Source organism: Pseudomonas sp. Irchel 3A5 (assembly GCF_900187575.1).
In the GTDB taxonomy this organism is placed as follows: Bacteria; Pseudomonadota; Gammaproteobacteria; order Pseudomonadales; family Pseudomonadaceae; genus Aquipseudomonas; species Aquipseudomonas folii.
The window spans coordinates 125004-137999 of sequence record NZ_FYDU01000018.1; the positions used below are offsets into that span (position 1 = coordinate 125004).

The 12996-nt window shown below is 54.9% G+C and carries 12 protein-coding genes and 1 pseudogene; 5 read left to right on the forward strand and 8 right to left on the reverse strand.

What is annotated here, in order from left to right; translation table 11 throughout:
- Window positions 1-52 precede the first annotated feature (52 nt).
- From CKW31_RS25750 to CKW31_RS25765, 4 genes are all read right to left on the reverse strand, one after another.
- The gene (locus tag CKW31_RS25750) at window positions 53-985 is read right to left on the reverse strand and encodes a glutathione S-transferase family protein (protein ID WP_095101356.1); all 933 of its coding nucleotides are present in this window, start codon (window positions 983-985) and stop codon (window positions 53-55) included.
- Window positions 986-1301: 316 nt separating this feature from the next.
- The gene (locus CKW31_RS25755) at window positions 1302-1613 is read right to left on the reverse strand and encodes a GIY-YIG nuclease family protein (RefSeq protein WP_095101358.1); all 312 of its coding nucleotides are present in this window, start codon (window positions 1611-1613) and stop codon (window positions 1302-1304) included.
- 44 nt (window positions 1614-1657) lie between these two features.
- Entirely contained in the window at window positions 1658-2143 is a 486-nt protein-coding gene (locus CKW31_RS25760; protein ID WP_095101360.1) for a nuclear transport factor 2 family protein, read from the reverse strand.
- Window positions 2144-2233: 90 nt separating this feature from the next.
- A complete protein-coding gene (locus CKW31_RS25765) occupies window positions 2234-3460 on the reverse strand; it encodes a CynX/NimT family MFS transporter (RefSeq protein WP_095101362.1) in 1227 nt (408 codons plus the stop codon).
- Window positions 3461-4108: 648 nt separating this feature from the next.
- Between CKW31_RS25765 and CKW31_RS25770 the strand changes: the two are divergent.
- From CKW31_RS25770 to CKW31_RS25790, 4 genes and pseudogenes are all read left to right on the forward strand, one after another.
- A pseudogene (locus tag CKW31_RS25770) lies at window positions 4109-4321 on the forward strand (DUF6124 family protein); the annotation flags it as partial.
- Window positions 4322-4575: 254 nt separating this feature from the next.
- Window positions 4576-5058, forward strand: coding sequence for an Hcp family type VI secretion system effector (locus CKW31_RS25775; RefSeq protein WP_095101366.1), 483 nt, complete (start codon window positions 4576-4578; stop codon window positions 5056-5058).
- The gene (locus CKW31_RS25780) at window positions 5058-5765 is read left to right on the forward strand and encodes a DUF4225 domain-containing protein (RefSeq protein ID WP_095101368.1); all 708 of its coding nucleotides are present in this window, start codon (window positions 5058-5060) and stop codon (window positions 5763-5765) included. The genes CKW31_RS25775 and CKW31_RS25780 overlap by 1 nt, the downstream gene beginning before the upstream one ends.
- A gap of 660 nt (window positions 5766-6425) precedes the next feature.
- The gene (locus tag CKW31_RS25790) at window positions 6426-7106 is read left to right on the forward strand and encodes a hypothetical protein (protein ID WP_141230187.1); all 681 of its coding nucleotides are present in this window, start codon (window positions 6426-6428) and stop codon (window positions 7104-7106) included.
- 314 nt (window positions 7107-7420) lie between these two features.
- Here the strand turns inward: CKW31_RS25790 and CKW31_RS25795 are convergent, their stop codons facing one another.
- The 4 genes from CKW31_RS25795 to CKW31_RS25810 all read right to left on the reverse strand — a co-directional run bounded on the left by CKW31_RS25795 (window position 7421) and on the right by CKW31_RS25810 (window position 11584).
- Window positions 7421-8185 carry an amino acid ABC transporter ATP-binding protein gene (locus CKW31_RS25795; protein WP_027900712.1) on the reverse strand — a complete coding sequence of 255 codons (765 nt, stop codon included), beginning with the start codon at window positions 8183-8185 and terminating at the stop codon, window positions 7421-7423.
- 10 nt (window positions 8186-8195) lie between these two features.
- Window positions 8196-9293 (reverse strand): amino acid ABC transporter permease, encoded by a 1098-nt coding sequence (locus CKW31_RS25800; RefSeq protein ID WP_095101374.1) that lies wholly within the window; start codon window positions 9291-9293, stop codon window positions 8196-8198.
- A gap of 10 nt (window positions 9294-9303) precedes the next feature.
- The gene (locus CKW31_RS25805) at window positions 9304-10485 is read right to left on the reverse strand and encodes an amino acid ABC transporter permease (protein WP_095101376.1); all 1182 of its coding nucleotides are present in this window, start codon (window positions 10483-10485) and stop codon (window positions 9304-9306) included.
- Between the two features lie 70 nt (window positions 10486-10555).
- The gene (locus tag CKW31_RS25810) at window positions 10556-11584 is read right to left on the reverse strand and encodes an amino acid ABC transporter substrate-binding protein (protein ID WP_087268989.1); all 1029 of its coding nucleotides are present in this window, start codon (window positions 11582-11584) and stop codon (window positions 10556-10558) included.
- A gap of 480 nt (window positions 11585-12064) precedes the next feature.
- Here CKW31_RS25810 and CKW31_RS25815 point away from each other — a divergent pair, with 480 nt between their 5' ends.
- Window positions 12065-12721: an alpha/beta hydrolase gene (locus CKW31_RS25815; RefSeq protein ID WP_095101378.1), complete on the forward strand. Its 657-nt coding sequence runs from the start codon at window positions 12065-12067 to the stop codon at window positions 12719-12721.
- The last annotated feature ends 275 nt before the right edge of the window (window positions 12722-12996 follow it).

The following is a 12996-nucleotide window of genomic DNA, read 5'->3' on the forward strand; positions in this document are numbered from 1 at the left end:
TGCCAGTATCGCGGGCAAGCCTCGCTCCCACAGATAGATTCAAGCCAAGCTCTCAGCGCTTCTCGATCCGAAACCCCAACCGCGGAAAGTGCACATGCACCACTCCCGCCCGCTCATCTTCACGACGCAGAATCAGCTCTTCAAGCCCACTGAATATCAGCTCACCCTCGACCGCATCAACGCCGTAATCGATGGCTGAAATCGTCACCGAATCCCCCGCCTTGAAGCCATTAGGATCAACAAACTGCTCATCCGGCAATGCAGCAGGCGTCGCGTTCAAAGCAATCTCAACCGCCTCAGCCGAACTCAACTCGCTCGGCGCACCATGACCGAAGCCCAACACGCGGCCCAGCCAGGCCGCCACCTCAGGGTAGGCATCAACCAGCGGCGCAGTCACCGGAGTTTGCTTGAGGAACCACAGAGTATGAGCAACCGAAAAATCGGCAATCGAGGGCACGCCAACCAGGAAGTCGCCGCGACGCTCCAGTTGCTGCTCCAGCCGAGCCATCAACGTTGGCCATTGATGTTTGGCCTGCTCGACGGGCAGACGAGTTGCACTGCCCCCCTGGAACAACGCAGCGCGATCAGCGACGAAGGCTTTCACTGCTTCAGGCGGTACTTTGGCGAAGCGGACCGCCAGCGACTCAGGCTGAAACACCAGACTCACGGCGTGCATGAACATCACCGAATCCGCCCACGCGGCAAATCCGGCGACCGTAAACTCCTGTCCTTCCGGGAAAAATGCAGGCGAGGTCTTTTCCTGCTCCAGACGACGAGCCATCAGCGCTGTGTCGCAATAGATGTCAGCGCCGATCTGCAGCACCGGCGTTTTGCGGTAGCCACCCGTCAGCGCTGTCAGATCGGGTTTTGGCATGACCGAAGGGATGTTCACCGAGCGCCAGGACAGGCCCTTGAAACCCAACATCAAGCGCGCTTTTTCAGCGAACAGCGAGGTGGGGTAATGGTGGAGGATGATGTCGGTCATGGCTGGCTTTCCGGCAGAAGGTAAGCCAGCAGCTTAACCGGGTCCAGGCAGCGAGCCTACCCGACAACAATGATGGCAAATCATCACAGCGAGTGATCGAAAACGCAGGCTTTTGTAGGAGCTGCCGCAGGATGCGAACAACCATGTGTCAGACAACCGCTGTCGTAACCTCCAGCTGGAATGCCTGAAAAGATATAAATCTGTAGGAGTGAGCTTGCTCGCGATAGCAGTGGGTCAGACACCCATCATTTATCTGATGCACTGCTATCGCGAGCAAGCTCACTTCTACAGATTACGTAAGTCCGGAGAATTATGGTCAAGGCGCAGGGCAATACCCCGCGGCCAGACACTCCTTCGCACTCTTCCTCAACTTCTTGATCAAGCGCTCCTGCCGTAGCGCTTCGCCCTTACTGACGCACTGCTCGATATACACCAGCGCCACCGCAGGGCTGGAATAGAAGTAGCGCGCGCCTTTGCCACTTTGGTGGGCGGCGAAACGGCGTTGCGGATCGTCGCTGATGCCGCAGTACAACGAGCCGTTTTCAGCGCGCACCAAGTACACGAACCAGGGTTTGCTGACCGCTGGTTCGGGTGTCTCGTTGACGGATGAGGACAAGGCTTCAGGCATGACAACAGATCAAAGGGTGCGAAAGACGAGATTCTACCAGAGGCTCAACGCCCGGCCTGAAACGCCTTGAGGCCCTTCTGTGCCTGGGCGCGGATGGCGTTCTGGACAAACGGCGTCCAGCCCAGCAACAAGCCTTTGGCTCCCAGTGCCTGTCGGGACCAGCGCCACAGGTCGAATTGATCGTGATGCTCGGCGATCTTGCCGTCGCGAAACACGAAGCGCGCCTGTATATCGTTGACCACGGTGTTGCCGGTCTGGCTGAACAGGTACGTCGCCACCCAATGCGCTGCGCCGCTGCGTTCGTCAGCGCGGACGCTATCAAAGGTCAGGGAGAAGTCTTTGGCTCTCGAAGCGAGCATGCGCCACATGTCACAGGCTTGCTGACCACGTAGCTCACCAAATACCGGATCGCTGAACAGCACGTCATCGGTATAACACGCGGCCATGGCTTCTGCGTCCAGGCGGTTGAAGGCCTCGTAGAAGCGGGTAATCAGCGCGTTATTGATCAGGCGTTTGTCTTCGTCGCTCATGCATGCAGGTCCATTGGAGCAAAAGGTGCCTGCACGATAAGCGGCAATCGCGGGTTTTGCCATGGGCATAAGCGAGACAAATGGCTCGACTCAGACTTTTTCGCTACTGACCTGCACATAAAGCGCTCGCCCGGCACCAAGACCCGCGACGATGGCCGACAGGCCCAGCACTGCGAAGATCCAGCCAATGGAATCCCAACCACCGGTGACGTCATGCACAATCCCCACAGCAAAAGGACCGATGGAGGCGATGGTGTACCCGATGCCTTGGGCCATACCCGACAGGTTCGACGCAACATGGGAATCACGAGACCGCAACACGATCAGCGTCAGCGCGATACTGAAAGCACCACCCTGCCCCAAGCCCAGCAAAATAGCCCAGCCCCACAGGCTGTCGATTGGCGCATATAAACAGCCAAACAACCCGGCTAGCGTCATGGACATGACCAACACCACGCCCAGGCGCTGATCCTTCCCGCGAGTCGCCAGCCAAGGGGCGGTCAATGCGCTGATCAACTGGACCATGATCGACCCGGACATCATCAATCCGGCATCCGTCGGGCTCATGCCCCGGCCGATCAGCACCGAAGGCAACCAGCCAAAAACGATATAGGCCAGCGAAGATTGCAGGCCCATATAAAGAGTGACTTGCCAGGCCAGGCGATCGCGCAGCAGGCCGCGCACGCGGTAGGTCACTTGGTTCACGTCGTGCTTTTGCCGAGCCTGGGGCCACCAGATCAATGCCGCCAATAATGCTGGAATCATCCAGAAGCCCAGGCCGACGGCCCAGTTATCGTCGAAATACTGAGTCAGCGGCACCGTTGAACCTGCCGCCAAGGCTGCGCCCAGACACAAAGCCATGGTGTACACGCCGGTCATCGTACCGGCCTGCCTGGGGAAGTCGCGTTTAACGATCCCCGGCAGCAGCACGCCAATCACTCCGATACTCGCGCCAGCCAGAACACTGCCCGCAAAAAGCCCGACCTCACCGAACAGGCTACGCAACACGATACCGGCGGCCAAGGTCAGTAAAATCCCCAGCACCACCTGCTCGCTGCCAAAGCGCCGTGCCAGTCGAGGCGCCAACGGCGCGAACAACCCAAGGCACAACACCGGCAGAGTGGTCAGCAGCCCCGCCGAAGCAGATGAAAGCCCAAGGCTACTGGAAACACTACTGAGCAGCGGCGCCATACTTGCCAGCGCCGGACGCAGGTTCAGCGCCACCAGCACCAGCCCGAGCAGCAACAGCCATGGCCGATTCATTACAGAGGAAGGGTTGTGCGGGGTCGTGCTCGCCGATGGCGCCTTGGTCGTCATTGTTTTCTCGGGGCAGGTGGTGGAGCGGCGCAGAGCGCCAAAAAGGTGCATCGTGTTGGAGAACAGCAACGAATACAAGTTTCGCGCGGATTGAATACAGCCCTGAACTGAAATGCGATCTCCTGTGAGATGTCTCTGACACAGCACTATAGAGCGCTAAACAGAGAACCTGTGGGAGCGAGGCTTGCCCGCGATATGGGCGATAAGGTGTCAAGCCTTACAATGAATTATCGTTCATCGTCGGAATGCCGCCCAGACCAAGCCCAGCTCCCACAGATTTGCGCGCCACTGGAAACATCATCAGCCCTGCTTCTGCCCTGAAGCCACTTGCCGCAACACATTTGCCAGACCTGATCCCTTCCCCCTGCTAGACCTTTCCGAGAAACTTGTCCCTCACTTGCGCCTGTCAATCCGGCTCACTAGGCTGCCTCCGTCGCTGCACATCAGCGATCGGGTTTAGTAGCCCGGACCAATAGGCGCACAGGTGTTCACCTTTACGGTGGCTGTGCGCAGGGCACCTTCGGGTGCGCCGGTTTTCCTATTGTCCGGTCTACTAACCTGCTGCACAGCCGCCACCCTTCGTTTAGTAGCGAGGTGTGCTGGCTCCGTATCCAATAGAAGTTGTACATGCCCAACACCAACACCGATTCAGCCACCCAATCCATGGCCCACGCCGCCGACCTGCTACGTTGCGCATCCGCCACTGCCTATGAATCCGCCGACCACCTGAGCGGCAGCAAACGTGACTTGGCGTTTTCGGTGGTGCACTTGATTGATATGGCCCGTGGGGCGGTGGAGAAATCCCTGCTCAGCACCGAGAAACCTTCGGCAACTCCTATCAAACAAAATATAACTACCTGATTTGGAATACTTTTTACTGTAGGAGTGAGCTTGCTCGCGATTGCGTAAGGTCAGGCAACAATTTATCGAAACAAAAATCGAATCGCGAGCAAGCTCACTCCTACAAGGTTCATGCTGCTTCGCGACAGCGTGGTGTCAGGAACACCAGGGCGACGCCTACGCGCAACGCCCTTCAACAATCACAGAAACGCCCTACATAACCCTTGCCCCCCCCTCCATAAAATGGTCGTCCATTTACTTCAGGACGATCAATCATGGCTCATCCCATCTACATGACTATCAAGGGCAAAGAACAGGGCGATATCTCCGCAGGCTGTTCGACCCCGGAGTCCATGGGTAATAAATGCCAGGAAGCACACCTGAACGAAATCATGGTGCTGTCCTACACGCACCAGATGGCCAACGTCGCCAACATCGACCGCGCCACGCATATGCCCGTCGTCATCACCAAGAATATCGACAAGTCCTCGCCCTTGTTGGCCCAGGCCTTGGCGCAGCGGGAATCCATCACCTGCAAGATCGATTTCTACCGCACCACGCCCAATGGCAGCCAAGAGAAGTTCTACAGCGTCGAGATCAAGGAAGCGGTCATTGAAAATCTGCTTGTCCAGACGCCTCACGTCACCCTCGATAATGACGCCGAACCCGTCGAACAACTCGCCATCCGCTACGGCGACATCAGCTGGACCCACCACGCCGCAGGGACCAGTGGTTATAGCTATTGGGGCGAGTCCTGATGGCAGATCCCAAATCAAAGACTTCCGAGAATAAGCAGCTTAGACAGGCGGCTGTTGCGCTGACGAATCACGCTTGCACGTTGAGCATGCAGCATATTCAGGACGGTATGTTGCGGCTGCAATTTAATCGGGAAGTGGCGTATTACGCTCAGGGGATTGTTCGGGATGTTGAGGGTGGGAGGAAGAGTGTTGCGGAGGGAGTGAAGGCGCTGGAGGGTGAGCAGGAGAGTTTGCTCAGTCAGGTTGGAACATATAGCAAACAGGTTTTTGGCTTGTTAGCAGGGAGCTTACAAGTCGCAGGCGGCGCGGCTATGTGCGGTGGGACCGTCGGATTTGGATGTGGCTTCGGAATTTTGATCGCAGCCCAAGGTGCAAACAACATCTACGAAAGCGGGAATAACATACTAGAGGGTAGAACCGATACCGAGGGCCCCGTGAGAGACGGCTATCAGGCAGTCTCGCGCATCTTTGGCGGTAGTGACTATGAGGGCAACATGGCTTACGGGGGTGCAGACTTGATAATGTCTGGCTGGGGATTATTTAAGACGCTACCCAAAAAAGAGTCTTGGCGACTGTACCGCTATATTCGAGCTGACAAAGAAATCGCATTAAAACAAACCCACAAGGGAATCTTGGGCATTGATGTCGGCGCGGACATATCGACCACACACAACATGCGTGAGGAGAAGAAGAAACAAAATGACTAGCTTGACATTCAATCTCGTTTTCGTCACTGGTTGCTTGGCAGTCTATTTGCCCGCCTTATGGGCGAAATTTTCTTTCAGTGGAAAAAACTACACTCAGGCAAAATCAGTTGCCGCGGTTATATATAGTATTTTTTTTAGCTATTCACATTGGCGCTTCCTCGAAACAGGGGCTCTGCCGTTCCTTGGGGTATACGAGCGCGAGCCCATGGGATGGCTGTCGCTATTCATGGTTTTGGCACACGCTTATGCACTCCCCACTGAAGGCGACATTTGGTTTTGGACCAAAAAAAAATAGCCTTACGTAAAAACCCCAATAAGCCTGGAAGGCCACTTTAAAAAACAGATATACAATGGAACACCTGTGGTTCTACATCCTGTACGTATCGATAACCGTGCTACTATCCGCATCATGCCTCTAAAACAGTACTGGGAATTGATGCTGCGGCCGGCACAATCACGACGAAAGGCATGCTAGACGAGTGGCAAAATAAAATGAGTTCAACACTTCAACACCTAAGCTATTTATGCCTAAGCATAACGTGCTTCGTACCCTCACTCCTGCTATCAGGATACATATCAAAAGCTCGTCACCGCGGACTTCTGTTCAAGCTGGGTTTTATTTACAACATTACATTAGCGCTGGTACAGGTGAATTTTTTCATGGTAGGAAAATTCCCGCTAATAGAAACTTTCGAAAATTCCTGGATAGTTTTTTTAGGCCTTGTCTTTTCTTTTTTTCACTGCCGTTATATTGGCATGCTCGACTCCAAAGCTTTCCACGACACATCTCCCTCATTTGCATTCAGCAACAGCTTCATGACTTTACTTGACGTTACTATAAATCGAGGCCTTTTTTTCGCAAAATGGACGACAATCATACTGGCGACTTCCGTTTTCTACACTGTAATAATTGTCGCCCTCCTAATCCAAGTAATTCCTACCGAATCGGTAGATATGCCTACACATACATTCTTGGTAGCGACCTTATATTTGACTTTAGTAGCAACTGGAACCTACATCACGTACAAACACCATAGAGCTAAGCGTTACAACCCTAACTTTTTAAAAGAACGCCATCGCGTATTAAACCCAGCTGGAAAAAAACTCCGAAACATATTACGAGGCTTACGCCCAAATTGGATTTTGCTGGTTATTACTATCTACTGCGCCATCATGACAATAGTTTTACTTGATAGGTTTACCGATTTCGACGTCCAAACGTCACCATGGCGAAATCTCGCAAAAGCGATAATCTATATATTTTTCTTGGCTATGTGGCTTTTCGGGACAGTTGTTCATCATGGAATCAAGAGAAAATCAGAAATGAAAAAACTAAAATAACTTTTCCGCCGCACTTATCAAAGTACTTTCATACGAGCGAAGGATAAACAATCATGACCAGCCTGACATTTAATCTACTTTTCGTCTTTGGCTGCCACTTATCTTATCTGCCGACACTCTATGTCTAAAACCAAGCAACAGACCAATAAGACGGCTGAAGAGATCGGTAAAAAACTCTGGGGTCGGTGTGAACAGATACACCGCCTCGCGAACAAGTTCGCTCCTACCTGTTGAATGCCAATTCCATCCTTTCCCTGACACCCATAAAAAACCCGAACACAAGGTCCGGGTTTTTCAGTCCGTCACTCAACCAATCAATGCAAAATCTGGCTCAGGAACAGACGCGTACGGTCACTTTGTGGATTGTCGAAGAAGTCGTTCGGCGCAGCCTGTTCGACGATTTCGCCTTTGTCCATGAAGATCACGCGGTTGGCCACGGTGCGGGCGAAGCCCATTTCGTGGGTTACGCAAAGCATGGTCATGCCTTCTTCTGCCAGGCCGACCATGGTGTCCAGAACCTCTTTCACCATTTCCGGGTCGAGTGCCGAGGTCGGCTCGTCGAACAGCATGATTTTCGGCTTCATGCACAGCGCACGGGCAATCGCCACACGCTGTTGCTGACCGCCGGATAGCTGGCCCGGGAATTTATGCGCCTGCTCTGGAATGCGTACGCGCTCCAGGTAGTGCATGGCGATTTCTTCAGCCTTCTTCTTCGGCATCTTGCGCACCCACATCGGGGCCAGTGTGCAGTTCTGCAGAATGGTCAGATGCGGGAACAGGTTGAAGTGCTGGAACACCATGCCGACTTCGCGGCGGATGGTTTCGATCTGTTTCAGGTCCGAGGTCAGTTCGGTGCCATCGACGATGATCTTGCCTTGCTGGTGCTCTTCCAGGCGATTCAGACAACGAATGGTCGTGGATTTGCCCGAGCCCGACGGGCCGCACAACACGATACGCTCGCCCTGACGCACGTTCAGGTTGATGTCCTTGAGCACGTGGAACTGGCCGTACCATTTATGGACGCCTTCCATCCGGATCATGCCTTCGGCGCCCAGAGGCTTGGTGATAACTTCACTCATGTCAAAACTCCTAACGCTTGTGGCCTGTGTCCAGCTTACGTTCCAAGTGCATGGAATAGCGGGACATACCGAAACAGAAGATCCAGAACACCAGGGCCGCGAAGACGTAGCCCTCGGTGGCCATACCCAACCACGACGGGTCGGCGGTGGCTTGCTTGACGCTGTTGAGCAGGTCGAACAGGCCGATAATGATCACCAGACTGGTGTCTTTGAACAGGGCAATGAAGGTGTTGACGATGCCGGGAATAACCATCTTTAACGCCTGCGGCAGAATCACCAGGCCCATGCTGCGCCAGTACCCGAGGCCCATGGCCGCGGCAGCTTCGTACTGACCTTTAGGGATTGCCTGCATACCGCCCCGAACCACTTCGGCGATGTACGCCGACTGGAACAGGATCACGCCGATCAAGGCTCGCAAGAGTTTGTCGAAGTTCATCCCTTCCGGCATGAACAGCGGCAACATCACCGACGACATGAACAGCACGGTGATCAACGGCACGCCGCGCCAGAACTCGATGAACGTCACACACACCACGCGCACCGCAGGCATGTTGGAACGACGACCCAGCGCCAGCAAAATACCCAGAGGCAACGCACCGGCGATACCGACAGTGGCGATCACCAGCGTCAACATCAGGCCGCCCCACTGGCTGGTCGCCACGTGGGTCAGACCGAACGCGTCGCCGCTCAGCAGGTAAAACGCAACAATCGGGTAAATGATCAGGAAGCCAATGGCGTAAATCGCTTTACGCGGAAACTTCGAGATAAACAGCGGGGCCGCACCGACGATCGCCAGAATGGCGGTCAGGTCCACCCTCCAGCGCAGTTCGGTCGGGAAGTAGCCGTACATGAACTGACCGAAGCGCTGTTGGATAAACACCCAGCAGGCGCCTTCCTTGGTGCAGTCGGCCCGTGTCGTACCGATCCAGTTGGCGTCCAGCAATGCCCAGCTCAGGATCGGTGGCACGACGAGGTAGATCAAGTACAGCGAGAACAAGGTCAGCAGCGTGTTGATCCAGCTGGAGAACAGGTTCTGCCGCATCCACGCTACCGGGCCGAATACTTTGCCCGGTGGTGGCATGTCAGGTTTGAAAGTATGAGTAGTCATGCGCGTTTCCTCACCGCTCAATCAGCGCAATGCGCTTGTTGTACCAGTTCATCAGCAGGGAAATGCTGATACTGATCGCCAGGTACACGCTCATGGTGATGGCAATAACTTCGATGGCCTGACCGGTCTGGTTGAGCACGGTACCGGCAAACAACGAAACCATTTCCGGGTAACCAATAGCGGCCGCCAGCGAGGAGTTCTTCGCCAGGTTCAGGTATTGGCTGGTCAATGGCGGGATGATCACGCGCAGTGCCTGCGGGATGATGACCTTACGCAGCGTAGGTCCAGGGCGAAGACCCAGGGAGCGCGCTGCTTCCGTCTGACCGTGGCTGACCGACTTGATACCCGAACGCACGATTTCTGCGATGAACGCTGCGGTGTAGACCGTCAGTGCCAGAGTCAGGGAGATCAGTTCCGGGATCAGTACCCAGCCGCCAACAAAGTTGAAGCCTTTGAGCTCTGGCACTTCCCAATGCACGGGTGCGCCAAAAATCAACATGCTCAAGGCCGGGATCGCCAGAAACAGCGCCAGACCGGCCCAGAACTTGTGGAACGGCTCGCCAGTGGCTTCAAAGCGCTTGTTGGCCCAACGGGTCATTGCCACGATAGCGACGATGGCCACGATGATGCTGGTCACGAACGGCCAGGCACCTTCAGCGGCAATAGCGCTCGGCATGTTCAGACCACGGCTGCTGATGAAGAACATGTCGAAATAACCGTGCGCCTGCCTTGGACCCGGCAGGGTCAGGAAGACAGCGGTGTACCAGAACAGGATCTGCAACAGCGGCGGGATGTTACGGAAGACTTCGACGTAGACCGTCGCCAGCTTGCTGATCATCCAGTTGGGTGACAAGCGTGCGACGCCGATGATGAAGCCCAGGATCGTGGCCAGAAAAATACCGATGACCGACACCAGCAGCGTGTTAAGCAAGCCGATGACAAACACGCGGGCATAGCTGTCCGCTTCCGTGTAATCGATCAAATGCTGCGCAATGCCAAACCCGGCACTGCGTTCAAGAAATCCGAAACCCGAGGTAATACCACGGTGCTGGAGGTTGGTCTGGGTGTTGTCGAACATGAACCAGCCCAACGAGACCACCGCCAGTACGGTGATGATCTGAAATAACCACGCGCGCACTTTTGGATCGCTCAAAGAGAGCTTTTGCTTGGGTGCGACGATTTGCTTTTCCATGAAGTGCCCCAGGAAAAATGAAACAAAACGACGCCCGACAGCCTGTAAAAGCTGTCGGGCGTCGGGTCAATCAACGAATTGGTGGAGCGTACTGGATGCCGCCGGCATTCCACAGAGCGTTCTGGCCGCGCTTGATTTTCAGCGGGGTCGATTCGCCCAGGTTGCGTTCAAACACTTCGCCGTAGTTACCGACTTGTTTGACGATCTGCACTACCCAGTCTTTCGGCAGTTTCAGGTCTTTGCCGTATTCACCGTCAGCACCCAACATACGGGCAACGTCAGGGTTCTTGGTCGCTTTGGCTTCAGCTTCAACGTTTTTCGAAGTGATCTTGGCTTCTTCGGCGTTGAGCATTGCGAACAGGGTCCATTTCACAATGGAGAACCACTCTTCGTCGCCTTTACGTACGACTGGGCCCAGAGGCTCTTTGGAGATGACTTCTGGCAGAACCACGTAGTCAGCCGGGCTGGCCAGTTTGCTGCGCTGTGCGTACAGCTGCGACTGGTCGGAGGTCAGCACGTCGCAACGGCCGCCTTCCAGAGACTTGGCGCTTTCGTCGGAGGTGTCGAAAGTGATCGGGGTGTATTTCAGACCGTTCGAACGGAAGTAGTCGGAAACGTTAAGTTCGGTGGTAGTACCAGCCTGGATACAGATGGTCGCGCCATCCAGTTCCTTGGCGCTTTTGACGCCCAGCTTGTTGTTTACCAGGAAGCCGATACCGTCGTAGTAAGTCACACCAGCGAATACCAGACCCATGCCCGAATCGCGGGAGCTGGTCCAGGTGGTGTTACGCGACAGGATGTCGATCTCGCCCGATTGCAGCGCGGTGAAACGCTCTTTGGCGTTCAGCTGGCTGAATTTTACTTTGGTGGCGTCACCGAAAACGGCAGCAGCAACAGCGCGGCAGACGTCGGCGTCGATACCGGTGATCTTGCCGGTAGCATCAGGAACGGAGAAACCTGGCAAACCGTCGCTCACACCGCACTGTACGAAGCCTTTCTTCTGAATGGCGTCCAGTGTTGCGCCCGCCTGAGCGAAACTGCTCACGCCGAGGGCTGCTGCAGCGGCTACTACGGCCAGGGTGGATTTCAACATCTTCATTCAAACCTCCAGTTTTGCTCTTTGTTGTTTAGGCGCTTCAATCCCGTCGCACCCTTGTGAGGCATTGACAACCCGTGCTGGCTTATTTTTGGGTCATCCGACTTTAGGCCAGTTCATAAGCCGGGCGTGAGGTCATCTCATCGCTCGCATTCATGATCTTAGACGGCCTACAGGATTCAAGCCCCATGATGTTCCTGAACCAATCCGGTACAGGATGAACCGTGCCGCAAATCCTGATGCATGGACTCCGTGCTTGCCCCTGTTGAGTATCGGTAATAGCACAATAGTGTTACCGATCAAGGTAAGCGCTTCACTCCCCGGTTTTTCATAGCAAACGCCGTACCAGCATGGTGGCGATGTCGAATTAGCGACAGGTCAAGAGAAAAACTTGTAACCTTGCGACATCTTCTTTCATTTTTAACAACACGCGCACCGCATTAACGCACTGCAAAAGAGCGAGCGCACCCGGATAGAGCACTCATGACCAACCCGCTGATTCTCGAACCTGTAAACACTCCTGACGCATGCGTGATCTGGCTGCATGGCCTTGGCGCAGATCGCTATGACTTCATGCCGGTGGCTGAAGCGCTTCAGGAATCGCTGCTCACAACCCGCTTCATCCTGCCTCAGGCACCGACCCAGGCCGTGACGATCAACGGCGGCTATGAGATGCCGAGTTGGTACGACATCAGGGCCATGAGCCCCGCCCGCGCTATTGATCACGACCAATTGGAAGTTTCTGCGCAGACCGTTCTGGACCTTATAGAAGGCCAGCGCAACAGCGGAATCGACCCGGCACGGATCTTCCTTGCAGGGTTTTCCCAAGGTGGCGCGGTGGTGCTGCATACCGCATTCAAACGCTGGCAGGGTCCATTGGGTGGGGTACTTGCCCTGTCCACTTACGCCCCGACATTCGGTGATCAGCTACAGCTCTCAGACAGTCAGCGACGCATCCCGGTGTGTTGTTTGCATGGCACCTTCGACAATGTCGTACAGAAATCCATGGGGCTTGCAGCTTATGAGTGTTTAAAGGCTCAAGGCGTAACCGTGACATGGCAGGAATACCCAATGGAACACCAAGTGTTACCGGAGGAGATTTCTGACATCGGCGCGTGGCTGGCAAACAAGCTTGGCTGATTGGCTGCCTTTGGACCGCAAAGGTGGATATGCGTAGGAACATCCCGGTTTCTCGCGGCAAACATCGGATCTGTAGGAGCTCACCGAGGTTACGAGGCCAGCGATAGCGGCGTGTCAGATAAACCGCCATCGCTGCCTCGCGGTGCTCGTGAGCTCCTTGTATCTCGACTCTAGCGCCTCACCGCGCCATAGTTCTCGACTGATCATCGAGGGAGAGCAGGAAGCTGTTGAGCTCCTAAGGCCAAGAGCCTCTATTGTAGATAGTGCTCCTGCCC